Here is a 16,240-nt window from a genome sequence, read left to right on the forward strand (position 1 = left end):
GTGGTATGCAATGCCCCGCCACGGCCCGCGCTTCCCACGGGCCGGCTGCGCCAGACCGTGCCACGGCGACGACGCTGCTCAAGAACGGTGGCACACTCCGGCTGATCGCTGAGTGCTGACCGCTGACCGCTCAGATGGTGGGCCGTGCCCACCCGACGGCCTATAGCTGATTCAGGCGCTGTGGGCCGGCCTTGATGACCTCCTCCGCACAGCCGGAAGAGAACAGCTTGAAGTTCTCGATGAAACGCGCCGCGAGGGCGTCGTACTTCTTCCAGTACTCGTCCTTGTTGCCCCACGTGCTGCTCGGGTCGAGCACGTCCTGCGGCACGTCCGGGCACGCGGTCGGCACGTCGAAGCCGAACAGCTTGTCCTTGCGGTACTCCACCTTCTGGAGCTGGCCGTCGAGGGCCGCGTTCAGCAGGTTCCGCGTGTGGCGAATGCTGATGCGCTTGCCGACGCCGAACGAGCCGCCGGTCCAGCCGGTGTTCACCAGCCAGCAGGTGACGCCGTGCTTGGCCATCTTCTGTTTCAGCAACTCGGCGTAGACCGACGGGTGGTGGACCATGAAAGGCGCGCCGAAACACGTGCTGAACGTGATCTGCGGCTCGATGCCGAGGCCGATCTCGGTGCCGGCGATCTTCGACGTGTAGCCGCTAATGAAGTGGTACATGGCCTGCGCCGGATTGAGCCGCGCGATCGGCGGCAGGACGCCGGATGCGTCGCACGTCAGGAAGATCACGTTTTTCGGGTGCGTGCGGGTCATCTTCTCCGGGACGACGTTGGGGATGAACTCGAGCGGATACGAGCAGCGCGTGTTCTCGGTGAGGCGGTCGTCGTTGAGGTCGATCTTGCGGGTGGTCGGATCATAGACCACGTTCTCGAGGATCGTGCCGAAGCGATGCGTGCAGGCGTAGATCTGCGGCTCATGCTCGGCGGACAGGCGGATCACCTTCGCGTAGCAGCCGCCCTCGAAATTGAACACGCCGTCGTCGCTCCAGCCGTGCTCGTCGTCGCCGATCAGCTTGCGCTTGGGGTCGGCCGACAGCGTCGTCTTACCCGTGCCGGACAGGCCGAAGAATAGGGCGGCGTCGCCGGCGGCGCCGACGTTGGCCGAGCAGTGCATCGCCAGCACGCCGTCGTTGGGCAACAGGAAGTTCATGATGGTGAAGACGCTCTTCTTGATCTCACCGCCGTACGAGCTGTTGGCGATGATGGCCAGGCGCTGGCCGTAGTTGAGCAGGATGGCCGTCTCGCTGCGCGTGCCGTCGATGCGCGGATCGCACTTGAAGCCGGTCAGCGCGACGACCGTGAAGTCCGGCACGAAGCGCTTGGCCTCGTCCTGCGTCTGCACCGGGATGAACATGTTGCGCGCGAAGGCGCTGTGCCAGGCCTTCTCGGTGATCACGCGAATGGGCAGGCGGTAGTTCGGGTCGGCGCCGGCGTAGCAGTCCTGGACGTAGAGCTCCTCGCCGATGAGGTAGGACTGCATGCGGGCGATGAGGCTGTTGAACTTCTCGGCGCTGAACGGCCGGTTGTACTCGCCCCACCAGATCTTGTCCTGGGTGGATTCTTCCTGAACGATGAACTTGTCGGCGGCGGCGCGGGCGGTGTGCTGGCCAGTGGCGACGACAAACGCTCCGCCGGCCGCCAGGTGCCCTTCGTTGCGGAAGATGGCCTCTTCGTAGAGCGCCTCGCTGGGGAGGTTCCAGAAGACGCGGTCGAGGTACTGGAGCCCCAGGTTGTGCAGCTTATGGTCGCTGGCCCAATCGCCGGCCTGCCTAGTCGCGGGGGTGTCGAACTCGAGGTACTTCGGCATGTGCGTGCTCCGAAAAAACGCTCCGCTATCCGCCGACAAACCCGATCCGGCCTTTCCGCGGCGGGGGCGGCGGGTTCATCAGCTCGTCGAGAAGGTCGTAAAGGCGGCGAATGTGCTGCTCGTGCGCATCAGTCCGGTCGGCGAACTCGCGTTCGAGGGCTTCGATCCGGCGGGCCAGCTCGCGATGCTCGGCGAGGATGTGCCGCAGTCGGACGAACGCCCGGACGACGAGCACACTGACCTGGACGGCGCGTGGTGACTTCAGCACAGTGGCAGCCATGAGGGCGCCGTGCTCGGTGAAGGCGTAGGGGCGGTACTTCGAATGCTTGCCGCGCAGCGAACCCTCTGGATCGTCCCTCTGGGCGAGAGGCCCGATAACGTCTAAGGTCGCATTTTGCGACCTTAAAGACTCGGCCTCGTCCGCCGTGAGTTGGAACACGAAGTCGGCCGGGAAACGCTCCGGGTTGCGTTTGACCTGCTCGTTCAGCCGCTTGGTCGAGACTTCATAGAACGCCGCGAGCGCAGCGTCCAGCATGACACGTTGGCCGCGTATGACGAAGATCGATTGCTCGATGCGCGTCAGCGGAACCAGGTCAGCGTTGTCCTTCAGGGCGGTCTGAGCTGGCTGTGTGCGCTTTGCCATCGGCGTCGCTCGCGCTGCTCCGTCAGTGTCTCAAGCCCGCGTGGGCCGCCGCCAGCCCCAGTCTGGCTGGAGGCTAACGGCTGCAAGCGAATGGCCTCTACCAGTCGCGAATCAGCTTCCGCGTCCCGATGTACAACTCGTTCGGCGCATTCGGGTCGAGGACCCACTTCATGCGCTCGATGCCCTCGGTGATGTCCTTGATCGTGCCGCAGTAGCTGATGCGCAGGTAGCCGTCGAGGCCGAACTCGATGCCCGGCATCACCAGCACGCGGACCTTGTCCAGCAGCAACTGCGCCAGCTTCTGCGAACTCTTGTTGTAGGCGCTGAAGTCCGCGAAGCAGTAGAAGGTGCCGTCGGGCTTGGGCACTTTCACGCCGTCGAACGTCTTCAGCCGGTCAACCAGCACGTTGCGGTTGTTCTCGAGCGTGAGGCGCAGGCTCTCGACGCTGGACTGCACGCCGTTGAGCGCGCCGACGGCCGCCTGCTGGCACAGTGCGGACGGCCCGGACGTCTGGTGGCTCTGGATGTTGGTCATCACGCGGATGAGCTTCTTGTTCGCGACCGCCCAGCCGATGCGGAAGCCCGTCATCGCGTACTGCTTGGACACGCCGTTGACGACGATCAGCTTCGAGCTTTCGTCGAGCTTCTTCGCGTATTCGTAGCAGTTGATCGGCTTGCGGCCGTCGAAGATCAGCCGGTGGTAGATGTCATCCATGATGAGGTACAGGTCGCGCCGCTCGCAGAACTCGACGATCTCGGCGATGAAGGAGGCAGGGTACATCGCACCGGTCGGGTTGTTCGGGCTGTTGATGATGACGGCGCGCGTGTACTGGCCGACCTTGGCCTCGATGTCCTGGATGCGCGGATAGAAGGTCCCGTCCTCGGAGTAGACCGGCACGCCGACGCCGCCGCAAAGCTTGGCCATCTCAGGGTAGCTGACCCAATAGGGCGCCGGGTAGACGACCTCTTCCTGCGGGTTCAGGATCGCCTGGAGGGCGACCATGATCGACTGCTTCGCGCCGCCGGAGCAGATGATGTTCTCGGGCGCAACCTGTCGACCGTAGTACTCCTCGGTGTAGCGGATGACCGCTTTCTTGAGGGCGGGGATGCCGTCGGCGGGGGTATAGCGGATCTCCCCGGAGTTAAGCAGGGCCGACGCCGTGACGAGCGCGTCCATGGGGGGCTTACTCTTGGGCTCGCCGCCGCCGAGATGAATGACCGGTTCACCCTTGGCGCGCAGGACGGCCGCCATTTCGTTGAGTTTCAGCGTGGCGGATTCGCCGATGGATCGACCAATCTGGCTAATACTCATGGTAAAGGGTTCCTGGGAGCATAGGCACCTGTGGTCCGTGTCGCGCGGACCGGGGGAAAGCATGGCAGCCTACCGGTGGGGTGCAAGGCCGTCAACGCGCGGCCGGCGGCGCGTTGCACGTTGGGTGGGCCGCACTTAGCATCTATCCGGACGGGCAACGCGGCCCCGCCCGATAAGTGCGGTTCCAGCCGCAACTTGGCCACGAGTCCGCGCTCCGGTGAACTGGGGTCGGCCGGGCCCGTACTAGAGGTTGAGCACTTGGACCCGAGAAGCGACGAGCAACTGCTGGCCGAGCACCTCGCCGGGAAAGCCGGTGCCTTCGACCTGCTCGTCGCGCGATACGTGGAAGACCTGTACAGCTTCTTCCAGCGTTTCGTCGGGAACGCCGCGGCGGCGGATGACCTGGTGCAGGAGACGTTCCTGCAGGTGCACCTGGCGGCCGGGACGTTCGACCCGCAGCGGGCGTTCAAGCCGTGGCTGTACACGGTGGCGGCCAACAAGGGCCGCGACTACATGCGGGCCCGCGGGCGACGGCCGGTGCAGTCGCTCGATGGTCCGGGAGCGGGTGCGGAGGGGCCATCGGGCGCCGCCCTGCTCGAAGCGGGTGACACGTCGGCGGTCGAAGAATACGAGACGGAAGAACGGAAAGAACTGGTGCGTACGTTGATCGCGAAACTGGCGGAACCCCAACGGCTGATTCTGGTGCTGGGCTACTACCAGAAACTGCCGTACTCGGAGATCGCCGACATCCTCGGCGTCCCGGTCGGGACCGTCAAATCGCGGCTGCACGCGGCAGTCGGCGCGTTCGCCAGACTGTGGGCGGCCCAGGCCCCCACAACTACCCCGGAGCGGTGAAGCGGAGGCAATGTTGGATGTCCGAGGCGCGTGATTACGAGTTCGACCCGCGGCTGCTGGACCTGCATCTCGGGCATCTGTCCGAGGCGGAGCAGGCCGAGTTGCGGCGGCGGATCGCCGGCGATCCCATGCTGGCGAGCCAGGACGAGGCCCTCGCGACGGCGTTTCGCGCATTGGGCGCGCTGCAGGCGCAACCGATGCCCGCGGACCTGCCGGCGCGCACGCTGGCCCGTGTCCAGGCGGCCGGCCCGGCGCCGCGGGTGATCCGACCGGCGGACGGGCTCACCCGGGCAGTCGAGCGCCACGGCTGGCGACTGGTGACGCTCGGCGGGAACCTGCGCGATGTCATCGCGATTGCGGCGCTGATCGTCCTGGCGATTGGCATTGGCGTGCCGGGCATGCTGCACATGCGCGACCGCCAGCAGCGGCTCGGCTGCTCCTGGAACCTGGCCCAGCTCGGGCGCGGCGTACAGCAATACGCCAACGTTTTCGGCGGTAACCTGCCATTCGCCGGCTGGAGCAGCGGCAACTCGTGGCAACCGAGCAATGACCCGCGTGTCGAGCTGGTGCCGAACCGCCGGCATGTGTACCCACTGCTGCGGATGGCCTACATCGGCGACCCGCGGCAATTCATCTGTCCATCGCAGGCGCACGTGCCGATGCCGCGGGACGAGATCCAGCGGCATCACGACTTCCTCGAAGGCCGCAACGTCAGCTACGCGTATCAGAACATGGCCGGCCGGCGGGCCTCGACGCACGACGACCCGCGCATGCCGATCCTGGCCGACGAGAACCCGCTGTTCGCGGACGGCATCCCGCTGTTCGACGCCCGGCGACTGGCGCACCTGGATCCGGCCCGCGCGAACTCCCGCGCGCACGCCGGTGCCGGCCAGAACGTGCTTACGCTGATCGGCGAGGTGCGCTGGGTAACGACGCCGTTCGCCGGCGTGAACGACGACAACATCTGGACGCTCGATGGGGTCACGGACTACACCGGCCGGGAGGGTCCGCTGACGGCCACCGATTCGCATCTGTTGAAGTAGCCCTCACGCAGGCTTCTTCAAGTCCTCCCGACGACGGGCGCGAGATTGGGTCTCGCGCCCGTCGTCGCGCGCTGGTGCCGGCTTGTTGGATGGACGCCCGGCGGATACGTTGTCGCGATCCGCGCGGACGGTGTTGGACGTCCGCCACCGCGCACACTTCGCTGACGTCCGCGTGGAGAGCAAGCATGAATCGGGTCCCGCGAATGTGGGCGCGTGCGGCCGCGCTGTGTTTCGCAACACACGTGTGCGTGGGGTACACGGCGGGCCAGACCGCCGTGCCGGCGCGGGCGGAGATCCCCGCGCGTTATCGGTGGGACTTGAGTCAGAGTTACGCGGACCAGGCGGCGTGGGAAGCGGACTTCGCGCGGGCGCAGCGGGAGGTGCAGGAGCTGGCGGCGAGCAAGGTCGCCGCGTTTGAGAACCCTGAAGCGCTGCGCCGGCTGCTGATGCTGCGCGACGATACCCGCTGGCGGGTGGACAAGCTGGTGGTGCATGCCAGCCAGCTCTGCGACCAGGACACGCGCGACAATGCCGCGGTCGCGCTCAAGAACCGCGCGGCGGCGCTCTACGTGGCGTATGGTAAAGCGGTCGCCTGGATCGAGCCGGCGCTGCAGGCCACGCCTGAGGAGCAAGTGCAGGCATGGTGCCGGGCTGACAAACAGCTCGGTGTCTACAGGCACTACTTCGACAATGTGCTGCGGGCCAAGCCGCACGCGCTCCCGGCGCGCGAGGAGGAGCTGCTGGCCCTGTTCGGCAGCCTGGCGGCTAATCCGGAGGAGACCTTCAGCACGCTCCTGAACAGCGAGCTGCGCTGGCCCTCGATCGAAGACGAAGAGCATCAAGCGACACAGCTCAGTCCGGCGCGCTTCGACAAGTTCCAGCGCTCGACCGACCGCCGGGTCCGGAAAGACGCGTTCTTCGGCGGCATGTCGGCTTACGCGCAGTTTCAGAACACGTTCGCGTCAACGTTCAACGGCGCGGTCCAGCGCAACCTCTTATATGCCCGCGCTCGCGGATTCGACAGCGCCCTGGATTCCGTGCTCTTCCCGGACAACCTGCCTGCAGCGGTCTACGCCAACCTGGTCGAGACCACGCAGCGGCACTTGTCGTTGCTGCACCGCTGGGCCGCACTGCGGAAGCAGACGCTCGGCGTCGATGAGCTGCATGTGTACGATCTGTACCAGCCCCTCGCCACCGGCGGCGCAGCGGAGATCAAGTATGATGACGCCGTGGCGTTGATCACGGCCGCGCTGCAACCGTTGGGGCCGGAGTACTGCACGGTGGTGCAGCAGGGATTTGCGTCGCGCTGGGTCGACGTGTACGAGTCGCAGGGGAAACGCGCCGGCGGATACTCGTGGGGCTCGTACGACACGCCGCCCTACATTCTGGTGAACTACAACGGCACGCCGCGCGACATGTCCATCCTGGCCCATGAGCTGGGGCACTCCCTGCACAGCTACTTCACGCACAAGACGCAGCCCAAGGCGTACGGCGATTACAGCGGGTCCGTCGCCGAGGTGGCGTCGATCCTCAACGAGCTGCTGCTGGAGGAATATCGGCTCGCCCATGCGGCGACGCCCGCAGAGAAGCTCCGGCTGGTCAACGAGCAGATCGACAACCTGATCGGGACGACGTTCCGGCAGGTCCTGTTCGCGGAGTTCGAGTACGAGGCGCACGCGCTCGTCCAGCGCGGCGAAGCGATCACGGCGCAGCGTCTGGGACAACTGTACCTGGACACGTTCCACAAGTACTGGGGGCCGGACGTGGCGCGCGACGCGGAGCACGCCGTGTACTGGGCGCGGATCCCGCATTTCTACATGAATCACTACGTGTTCCGGTACGCACTGGCGTACTGCGCCGCGGCCGCACTCGCCGAGAACGTGCTGGCCGAGCAGCCTGACGCGCGGGACGCGTATCTGACGCTGCTGAGGTCCGGCTCGTCGGACTATCCTCTGGAGCTGTTACGCAAGGCGGGCGTCGACCTGACCACGCCGGCCCCGATTGAGGCTACCATGCGCCGGCTGGAGCGTCTGCTCGGGGAGTTCGAGCGGCTGCAAGCCGCGCCGGGGTAGAGCTGGAAGACAGAACGTATGCCGATTGACGAGCACGAATCCGCCGCGGACGAGCGCCCCGCGGAGCTGCCACCCGACCCGGCGGCGCTGGCGCAGGAGCACCCGGCCGACATTGCCGACGTGATTGAAGCGCTGCCGCCCGAGGAAGGCGCGCACGTGCTCGCCGCCCTGCCGCCCGCGGCCGCCGCTGACGCCCTCGAGCAAATGGACGAGGAGGACGCGGAGGAGTACGTCGAGGAGCTTGCGCCGGAGACCGCGGCCAGCGCGGTCGGCGAGATGGCCCTGGACGACGCCGCCGACCTGCTGGCCGAGTTGCCGGACGAGCGCCGGGCCGAGATTCTGGAGAAGCTGGCGCCGGAGGACCGCGCGCAGCTCGAAGACCTGATGGCATATCCGCCGGACAGCGCCGGCGGCATCATGTCGCCGGAAGTCACGGCCCTGTCGCAGGACCTGACCGTGCCGCAGGCCATCGCCGAGCTGCGGCGGATCGCGGACACGTCCGAGCAGGTTTACTACACATACGTGGTGGATGGCGCCAAGCGGCTGGTGGGCGTGCTCTCGCTACGCGATCTGCTGTTGGCGCGCGAGACGCGGCGGCTGCGTGACATCATGATCCCGGACCTGGTCACCGTGCCGGCGACGATGGACCGCGAGGAGGTCGCCGCGCTGCTGACGAAGTACGGGTACTACGCTTTGCCGGTCGTTGATGCACAGAACCGCCTGCTGGGGATCGTCACGGTCGACGACGTCATGGACGTGATCGAGGAAGAGGCGACCGAGGACATGCAGCGCATGGTGGGTGCCGGTGCGGACGAGCACATCGAGTCGCCGGTGCTGCTTGTCCTGCGTCGCCGCGTGCCGTGGCTGCTCATCAACCTCGCGACGGCGTTTTTGGCGTCGTTCGTCGTGGGGGCTTTCGAGAGCACGCTCAGGGAGCTGACCGCGCTAGCGGTCCTGCTGCCGATCGTCGCGGGCCAGGCGGGCAACTCCGGCCTGCAGTCCATGGCGGTGATGATCCGCAGCATTGCGACCGGCGAGACGCGCGGGCTGGTGCTGGCGTGGGTGCTGCTGCGCGAGGTGTGGATCGGCCTGGGCACGGGCGCGTTGATCGGAGTAACCTGCGCGGTGGCGAGTTACCTCTGGCGGCACGATCTTGGCATATCGCTGGTGCTGGGCGCGGCGATGGTGGCCTGCATGTTGATCGCGACGGTCAGCGGTGCGCTGGTCCCATGGTGCATGAAACGCCTTGGCTTCGATCCGGCACAGTCGGCCAGTATCATCCTGACGACGATCACCGATGTGACCGGCTTTGGCATCTTTCTCGGGCTGGGCACGCTGCTGCTGGTGACGCAGGGGACGTAGCGCTTCGCCACGGCTTGACTGCGCCAGACCGTGCCACCCTTTGGATGTTCGCCGGCGCGCCCCTCGCCCTGCCCCTCCCTACAAGCGAGGGGTGTGTTTGTGCCACGGCTGGCGGCGCGGGGGCTCCGGCGTCAAGATGCACGTGCGCCGCCCACGGCCGGCGAGTGCACCTGGAGGCCCAACGGTATGCGCGTCCTTGGCAACTGCCTGCGTTGGTTCCTCAGCATCAACACGATCTGGGGACTGTTGATCCTGTCCGCGTTCGTCCTGTGCGTGGCGCAACACTACCTGCCGACAGCAACGGTGCTGCCGGCCGACCACATTCAACCCGGCGATAACCACCTCACGATTCGCGTGACCGGCCGAGAAAAACGCGCGCAGGACTATGCCTTTACGCTCGTCGCGCGGCATGATGCGCTCGACATCCGCGCGGAAGACCAGCAGGCCGACGTCGAGCGCCCCTGGCTCATCGACGTCCGCCGGATCGGTGCGGGGCTGGTGCTGAGGTGGGATTGCCAGCAGACGGGGCCGTACGAGGTGGCGCTGGGCGAAGCGGTTGTCGCTCGCGGCCGGCTCGTGAACCTGCAGTCGCTGACGGACGCCGCCTTCGAGTATGCCACGATCGGTTTCGACATCGCGCTGGGCCTGGTGGCCGCGATGGTGCTCTTCCTGGGGTTGATGAAGGTGGGCGAGGACGCGGGCATCGTCCAGATCGTGGCGCGCGTGTTTCGCCCGCTGCTGCGGTTCCTGTTCCCGGAGGTGCCGCCCGACCATCCCGCCAACGGCGCGCTGCTGATGAACATCACTACCACCGTGCTGGGGCTGGGCAACGCCGCCACGCCGTTCGGCCTGAAGGCCATGAAAGAGCTGCAGTCGCTGAACCCGCACCCGAATGTCGCCACGAATGCGCAGGTGATGCTGCTGGGCTACAACACGGCGGGCTTTGCGCTGCTGCCGACCACGCTGCTGGCGGTGCGCAAGTCCGCCGGCTGCAGCGACCCCTTCGAGATCATCGGGACCTGCATGCTGGCCGGCGCCGCCGCGACCATCACCGCCATCACCATGGTGAAGCTCCTCGGGCGGCTGCCGATGTTCTCGGTCGCGGCGGCCGTGGCGGAGCAGGAGCGTGAGAAGCAGGCGGCACCGGGCGGGGAGGGCGCGTGATGGCCGCCGCGACGCTCTTCAAGCTGGTCGTCAACCAGATCTCGCTGTTGACGATTCCCGTGCTATTCTTTGTGATCATCGGCTTTGCCATGCTGAAGCGCGTGAAGGTGTACGAGTCCTTCATCACCGGCGGCAAGGAAGGCTTCAACATCTTTCTGCAGGTCATGCCGTACATCGTCGCCATCCTGGTGGCGATCGGCATGTTCCGCATGTGCGGCGCGCTGGAATACCTTTCCGAGCTGCTGGCGCCCGCGACGCTATTGATCGGCATGCCGCCGGAGACACTGCCGGTCGCGCTGATGAAGCCGCTGTCCGGGTCCGGGTCGCTGGGGCTGGTCGCGGAGGTCGTCCAGGCCGCGCCCGACTCATTCACTGCCAAGGTCGCTTCGACCATGTTCGGCAGCACGGACACGACCTTCTATATCATCGCGCTGTACTTCGGCTCGGTGGGCATCAAGAAGATCCGCCACGCGATGGTCGCGGGGCTGATCGCCGATGCGGCCGGGCTGCTCGCCGCCGTCTGGATCTGTCACGCGGTATTCAAGTAACCCGCCACACAGGAGTCCGAATTCATGAACGGCTGCAAGACGCGTGGCCTTGGCCTGGGGCTGTGGCTGCTGACCTTGGCCGCGGGCGGCTGTGTTACGCCGCACGTGCGACACGACCCGGTACTGACCGAGCGGCTGGACGCGATCCTGACGCGGCGGGCGTATACCGGGGCGATCGTGGCGGCGCGGGTGGTGGAGCTGCCGAATCGGCGTGAGCTGTATGCGCGCCACAGCGATGTGCCCTTCACGCCGGCGAGCAACATGAAGATCCCCGTCAGCGCCGCGGCGCTGGACATGTTCGGGCTGCACCACAGCTTCAAGACGTACCTGGCGCTGGACGGCGACGATCTGTGGGTCGTCGGCACCGGTGATCCGGGGATCGGCGACGCGCGGCTGGCGAAGGCGCGCGGTGCGACGACGATCGCCGTGCTGGATGAATGGGCCGATGCGCTGGTGCAGCGCGGCGTGCGGCAGATTGCGGGGGATTTGTGCTACTACGACAGCGCGCTCGATGCGTTGTGGGCGCATCCGACGTGGGGCGACAGTCTGCTGCACTGGTACGGCGCGCCGGTCTCCGGGCTCAACTTCAACGACAACTGCGTGGACATTACGATTCGGCCGAGCCAGTCGGGGCAGCCCGTGCTGTACGAGGTCATTCCACCGGTGCAGGGCATTGCGGTTGTGAACCTGTGTCAGACGGCGGAGCAGCATGCGCCGACGATCGTGAAGCTGCCGGGCGGCAACCAGTACATACTGGGCGGGACGTGCGCGAAGGAGGAGACGCTGAAGAGCAAGCCCGTGGACGACTCCGGGATGTTCTTCGCCGATGCGCTGCGTACGCACCTGGCCGCGCGCGGGATCACGATTGCGGGCGAGCTGCGCCGGGCGCCGGCGCCGCTGGGCGGGGCGATTCCGCCGCCGGCCGAGAAAACGGTCGCCGTGCACGCGACGAACATGCGCGACATACTGGGTCGGATCAACACGAACAGCCAGAATCTCTTCGCGGAGGCGCTGTGCAAGCTGACAGGGCAGGCGTACGCGGCGCGGCTTGGACGACAGGTGCCGGGGTCGTGGGCATACGCGGACATGGCGATCCGCGCGTTTCTGCGGCGGAACAAGATTGATGACAAGGGGTTTGTGCTCGGCGACGGCTCGGGACTGAGCGTGGACAACAAGGTGACCGCGCGGCTGATGACGGATTTGTTCGCCGTGATGAAGGCCCGGCCGGATGGGGATGCGTTTGTCGACAGTCTGGCGAAGGGCGGCGTGAATGGAACACTGGAGAAGCGTTACGCGGGCCTGGAGGGGCACGTGTTCGCGAAGACGGGGTACATCGAGGGCGTGCGGGCGCTGAGCGGGTACGTGCAGACGCGCGGCGGGCGCTGGCTGACGTTCTCGATCATCTACAACCGTGTTCCGGGCTCCGTCACGCCGTACGAGGCGTTGCAGGACGAAGCCGTCCGTCTGCTCATCGACTGGCCCGCCCTCCCCTGAAAACGTGTCAGGACTCGTTTGCCGGGCGCCAGCCGGGGCCGCGGACGACTTGGCCGGGCTTGGCGCCGGTGTGCTCGCCGTCCTTCAGGACCTGCACCCCGTTGACGAAGACGTGACGCATGCCGACCGCGTACTGGTGCGGCTGCTTGAACGTGGAGCGGTCCGCGATTGTGGCCGGATCGAAGACCACGACGTCGGCGAAGTACCCGGGGGCGAGCCGCCCACGGCGCTGGAGCTTCAGGTTGTCGGCCGGCAGCGACGTGAGACGTCGGATCGCCTCGGCCAGCGAGATCAGGCGCTCTTCGCGCACGTACTTGCCGAGCAGCCGCGCGAAGGCACCGTAGGTGCGCGGATGCGGGCTGCGCTTCAGGAACACGCCCTCGGTCGCGATCGACTGCGCATCCGAGCAGAAGCTGATCCACGGCACCTGGATTTCCTTCCGGATGTTGTCTTCCGTCATGGTGAAAAACGCCGCCCCCACGTTGTTCTCGTCCTCGACAACCAGGTCGAACGCCGTGTCCTCCGGCGGCGTGCCGCGCGCGGCGGCGACCTCGGCAAGCGTCTTGCCGGCCAGCGGCTTAAGGCGCTCCTGCTTGAACCCGGTGAGGATGATGTTCTCCGGGCTGCCGGCCGAGAGCCAGCCGTTATCCCACGTTGTCGCCGGCGTGTTCATCTCCTGCCTGACACGGGCGCGAATGCCCGGGTCGCGCAGGCGCGCGATCCAGGCCTGGCGCCCCCCTTCCTGCACCCACGGGGGCATCACGGCATCGAGCCCGGTCGAACTGGCGTGATACGTGTACATGTCGGCGGTGATCGGCAGGCCGGCGGCACGCGCCGTCTCGATGCGGGCCAGCAACTCATCGAGCTTGTGCCAGTTCGCGCGGCCTGACGCCTTGATGTGGTAGACCTCGGCGGAGATCCGCGCGCGGCGCGCGATGGCCAGAAACTCGTCGAACGCTTCCAGCAGGCTGTCCGCCTCGTTGCGCAGGTGCGAGATGTACATGCCGCCGTATTCGGCCGCGACTTCGGCGAGCGCGACCAGCTCCTCGGTGTCGGCATAGATCGAAGGCGCGTAAATCAGCGCGGAGGAAACGCCCAGCGCGCCTTCTTCCATGCCCTGCCGCAGCAGCGCCCGCATGTTGTCGAGCTCGGGCGGCGTAGGCCGACGATCGGCGTGCCCGACCTCGTGGATGCGCAGCGTGGTGGCGCCGACGAATGAGGCGACGTTGGGCGTGATGCCACGTCGGACAAGGAAATCGAGGTACTCGCCGAGCGTGGTCCATTCGATGTCGTAGCGCACATCGCCCTGCTGCTCGAGTTGCTCCTGCTTGAGGGCGGCGTTGAGCGGGCCCATCGACCAGCCTTCGCCCAGCACTTCGAGCGTGACGCCCTGGCGGATGTCGCTCTGCGAGCGCCCGTCGTGGATGAGCGCCTCGTTGGCCCAGCTCAGCATGTTGATGAAACCGGGCGCGACAGCGAGGCCGGTGGCGTCGAGTTCGATGCGGCCGCGCGCGGCGCGCAAAGCGCCGACGGCCGCGATGGTGTCGCCGGCGAGGGCCACGTGGCCGACGACGGGCGGGTGGCCGAGGCCATCATAGATCGTGCCGTTGCGGATGAGCACGTCGAATTCGGGCGGCATGCGTGGTACCCGTGGAACGAGTCCGGAGGATCGCGCGGGCCGGCCGTGACCCGCGCGGCGAGCGCGATGGTAACGGTAACCCCGGACGTCGGCACGGGCGGGCGACGGTCGCGGCTGTGAATTCCCGTGCGGCGAACAATCGGTCAACGTCGTCTTGGCTTCTTTATTTGTTAACCTAATTAATGTATGCACGCCGCCCCTGTGAATGGTAAGGGGTGCCCCAGCCCAGTTCCGCATGGAGCGGGTGCACGGAGCACCCTCGCCGTCAGGACAGGCCGCAGGTAGCCGGCAGTCCGTGCGGCATAGGTGGCGCGAAGTGGCGTGGCAGCGATCGCGGTGCGCGACGCGGGCCGCCGCGGGTGCCCGGCAGGTACTTCAGCAGCCGGACGCGCGGACATGGACTGACGCGCGGACTGGTCGAGATCCCTGCCGCCTTCAACCGCACGCCGTCAACCTGTCCGCGACCGAACGCGTATGTCGCGCGTGCCGGGCTCGGCGTGTGCCCACACGCGGCACTTCAGCGCCCGCGCGTTTCGGAACTCGGTTCACAGCCCGATTCTGCGCTTTCGAGGGGTGTTTTCCTTGCGATGCCGGCCGGCCGCGTGGTACCATACGGAGTATCCGGGGGCCGGCTTGGCGGCGACCCGGGTGGATTTTGTCCATTTCCGGGACAAAGGGAGAGAGGAATCTCGGTCAAGCAGCGGCGTGCAAGTTCCGGGTCACCGGGCGCTGCTGGACGAACAACTCGTGGAGGAGCGTGTAATGAGAAGCAAATGGCTGTTGGTGGTGGTGGCCCTGGGCGTGATGGCCCCGGTGGCATGGGCAACGTCCTATGCTTCGGGCATCACGAGCCTGGGCGGCGGTGACTATTCATTCGTGCTGAATCAGGATGCGACCGACGTCGTCATCCAGCGCCCTGGTGACACGCCGCTGGTGTTGGGTGCCCTGAGCAAAGGGACGCACACGTTCAATGTCGGGGCCGGCACGGGCTACGAGATTCGGGTGTACAGCAGCGCCGCGCCGGGCTGGTCGCAGATCAGCGTCGACAGCACGCCCACGTCGTTCTACTCCCCGGCGGGGATCTCGGTGAACAAGTACGCGGGGAGCGCGAACTTCGGCCGGCTCTACGTATCGAACGCGGTGGCGGGCACGACGGCGTTCGGACGGGTTTCGCAGGATGGGATCTACTCCCTGCAGGCGGACATGGTGGACACCGGATTCCACACGGGCGGATGGGACTGGGCAGGCAGCTCGGGGCCGTTCAAGAGCACGATCGGACCGGACGGCCACCTGTACGTGGCGGACTTCTCGGATGACCTGGTCGTCGAGTTCAGCGCGGACATGGCAACCGCGACGGGGCTGATTGACGCCACGAACAAGACGACGAATCAGTGGGTCGAGAGCATCTACGTCCAGGGGACCCAGGCGGCCGGCAACCGGAAGATCTACCTGGTGAACTCGAATTACAACGACAATGACCGCAAGGGTCTGATCCAGTATGACCTGAGCGGCAACGCGACGGCGACGCCGGGCGACACCGGTATGCAGTACATCGGGCCGTCGTATTTCGCGTTCTATCCGCGCGATGTCGCCCGCGACAGCAACGGTGACTGGTACATGTGCCAGTTCCGCTTTGATCCGACGCAGGCGCCGGCGATCTCGAAGTTCCTCGACGGGCCGCCGCCGATCAACACCGCGGCCTGGGAAACGCCGCTGGCTGCTCCGTACAACGGTGCGTACGGCATCGACATCTTCGAGCCGGAAGGCTGGGTCGCGTACGGGAACTACTACGACGGCTGGGTGCACATCTTCGACATGGATGACGGCAGCTACGTGGGCGGTTTCGACGCGGGCAGCCGCGTGCGCGACGTCGCATTCGACGCAGCCGGCAATCTGTACACGGTCGACAACCTGACCGAGTGGCTGCGCGTCTGGTCGCCGGGTGGCGACTATGCGGCGATCACAAGCTCGAACGGTACGTTCTATCTGGTGCCGGAACCGGCGGGGCTGATCCTGTTGGCGGTGGGCGGGCTCATGCTGCGACGGCGGCGCTAGCAGCGGACGGCTGCGGTTTCGATTTCCGGCGAGGTCGTCCGTCGAGCGGGCGGCCTCGCCGCGTATTCGGGTATTGCGGGTGTAGCAGGCAGGTCCATTGACTTCATTCGGGAACCTCAGGCAGGAGAAAGCGATGCAACGGAAAGTTCGACTTGTGGGCGTGGTCGTGTTGACCGCGCTGCTCGGCCCCTGGTCGGCGTGGGCGCAGTACCCCTCGGACCTGGTGGGCTTCAACGG

The 16,240-nt window shown here is 66.5% G+C and carries 12 protein-coding genes; 8 read left to right on the forward strand and 4 right to left on the reverse strand.

The window, feature by feature from the left end; genetic code table 11:
- Positions 1 to 160: 160 nt before the first annotated feature.
- From pckA to KA383_09520, 3 genes are all read right to left on the reverse strand, one after another.
- Positions 161 to 1,816 carry a phosphoenolpyruvate carboxykinase (ATP) gene (pckA, locus tag KA383_09510; GenBank protein MBP7746361.1) on the reverse strand — a complete coding sequence of 552 codons (1,656 nt, stop codon included), beginning with the start codon at positions 1,814 to 1,816 and terminating at the stop codon, positions 161 to 163.
- Between the two features lie 25 nt (positions 1,817 to 1,841).
- Positions 1,842 to 2,459, reverse strand: coding sequence for an ORF6N domain-containing protein (locus tag KA383_09515; GenBank protein ID MBP7746362.1), 618 nt, complete (start codon positions 2,457 to 2,459; stop codon positions 1,842 to 1,844).
- Positions 2,460 to 2,556: 97 nt separating this feature from the next.
- Entirely contained in the window at positions 2,557 to 3,771 is a 1,215-nt protein-coding gene (locus tag KA383_09520; GenBank protein ID MBP7746363.1) for a pyridoxal phosphate-dependent aminotransferase, read from the reverse strand.
- Positions 3,772 to 4,029: 258 nt separating this feature from the next.
- On the opposite strand from KA383_09520, the gene KA383_09525 reads away from it, so the two are divergent.
- The 7 genes from KA383_09525 (at position 4,030) to dacB (ending at position 12,309) form a co-directional block, all read left to right on the forward strand.
- Entirely contained in the window at positions 4,030 to 4,626 is a 597-nt protein-coding gene (locus tag KA383_09525; GenBank protein ID MBP7746364.1) for a sigma-70 family RNA polymerase sigma factor, read from the forward strand.
- A gap of 17 nt (positions 4,627 to 4,643) precedes the next feature.
- Positions 4,644 to 5,669 (forward strand): hypothetical protein, encoded by a 1,026-nt coding sequence (locus KA383_09530; protein ID MBP7746365.1) that lies wholly within the window; start codon positions 4,644 to 4,646, stop codon positions 5,667 to 5,669.
- Positions 5,670 to 5,854: 185 nt separating this feature from the next.
- On the forward strand, positions 5,855 to 7,741 hold the full coding sequence (pepF, locus tag KA383_09535; GenBank protein ID MBP7746366.1) for an oligoendopeptidase F: 1,887 nt from the start codon (positions 5,855 to 5,857) through the stop codon (positions 7,739 to 7,741).
- Positions 7,742 to 7,759: 18 nt separating this feature from the next.
- Positions 7,760 to 9,103 carry a magnesium transporter gene (gene mgtE, locus KA383_09540; GenBank protein MBP7746367.1) on the forward strand — a complete coding sequence of 448 codons (1,344 nt, stop codon included), beginning with the start codon at positions 7,760 to 7,762 and terminating at the stop codon, positions 9,101 to 9,103.
- Positions 9,104 to 9,289: 186 nt separating this feature from the next.
- Entirely contained in the window at positions 9,290 to 10,267 is a 978-nt protein-coding gene (locus KA383_09545; GenBank protein MBP7746368.1) for a hypothetical protein, read from the forward strand.
- Positions 10,267 to 10,815 carry a spore maturation protein gene (locus tag KA383_09550; GenBank protein ID MBP7746369.1) on the forward strand — a complete coding sequence of 183 codons (549 nt, stop codon included), beginning with the start codon at positions 10,267 to 10,269 and terminating at the stop codon, positions 10,813 to 10,815. The genes KA383_09545 and KA383_09550 overlap by 1 nt, the downstream gene beginning before the upstream one ends.
- 24 nt (positions 10,816 to 10,839) lie before the next feature.
- Complete coding sequence (gene dacB, locus KA383_09555) at positions 10,840 to 12,309, forward strand: D-alanyl-D-alanine carboxypeptidase/D-alanyl-D-alanine-endopeptidase (GenBank protein MBP7746370.1); 1,470 nt, start codon at positions 10,840 to 10,842, stop codon at positions 12,307 to 12,309.
- A 7-nt stretch (positions 12,310 to 12,316) separates the two neighbouring features.
- On the opposite strand, the gene KA383_09560 is transcribed toward dacB, so the two are convergent.
- Positions 12,317 to 13,948, reverse strand: coding sequence for a D-aminoacylase (locus KA383_09560; protein ID MBP7746371.1), 1,632 nt, complete (start codon positions 13,946 to 13,948; stop codon positions 12,317 to 12,319).
- A gap of 762 nt (positions 13,949 to 14,710) precedes the next feature.
- On the opposite strand from KA383_09560, the gene KA383_09565 reads away from it, so the two are divergent.
- Positions 14,711 to 16,003 carry a PEP-CTERM sorting domain-containing protein gene (locus KA383_09565; GenBank protein ID MBP7746372.1) on the forward strand — a complete coding sequence of 431 codons (1,293 nt, stop codon included), beginning with the start codon at positions 14,711 to 14,713 and terminating at the stop codon, positions 16,001 to 16,003.
- Positions 16,004 to 16,240: the final 237 nt, after the last annotated feature.

It is taken from the genome of Phycisphaerae bacterium (assembly GCA_017999985.1).
Lineage (GTDB): Bacteria > Planctomycetota > Phycisphaerae > UBA1845 > Fen-1342 > JAGNKU01.

Coding starts and splice junctions, on each gene's coding strand:
- dacB (MBP7746370.1), top strand. CDS start 10,840: ATGAACGGCTGCAAGACGCGTGGCCTTGGCCTGGGGCTGTGGCTGCTG.
- KA383_09550 (MBP7746369.1), top strand. CDS start 10,267: ATGGCCGCCGCGACGCTCTTCAAGCTGGTCGTCAACCAGATCTCGCTG.
- KA383_09520 (MBP7746363.1), bottom strand. CDS start 3,771: ATGAGTATTAGCCAGATTGGTCGATCCATCGGCGAATCCGCCACGCTG.
- KA383_09530 (MBP7746365.1), top strand. CDS start 4,644: ATGTCCGAGGCGCGTGATTACGAGTTCGACCCGCGGCTGCTGGACCTG.
- pepF (MBP7746366.1), top strand. CDS start 5,855: ATGAATCGGGTCCCGCGAATGTGGGCGCGTGCGGCCGCGCTGTGTTTC.
- KA383_09545 (MBP7746368.1), top strand. CDS start 9,290: ATGCGCGTCCTTGGCAACTGCCTGCGTTGGTTCCTCAGCATCAACACG.
- mgtE (MBP7746367.1), top strand. CDS start 7,760: ATGCCGATTGACGAGCACGAATCCGCCGCGGACGAGCGCCCCGCGGAG.
- KA383_09565 (MBP7746372.1), top strand. CDS start 14,711: ATGAGAAGCAAATGGCTGTTGGTGGTGGTGGCCCTGGGCGTGATGGCC.
- KA383_09515 (MBP7746362.1), bottom strand. CDS start 2,459: ATGGCAAAGCGCACACAGCCAGCTCAGACCGCCCTGAAGGACAACGCT.
- KA383_09560 (MBP7746371.1), bottom strand. CDS start 13,948: ATGCCGCCCGAATTCGACGTGCTCATCCGCAACGGCACGATCTATGAT.
- pckA (MBP7746361.1), bottom strand. CDS start 1,816: ATGCCGAAGTACCTCGAGTTCGACACCCCCGCGACTAGGCAGGCCGGC.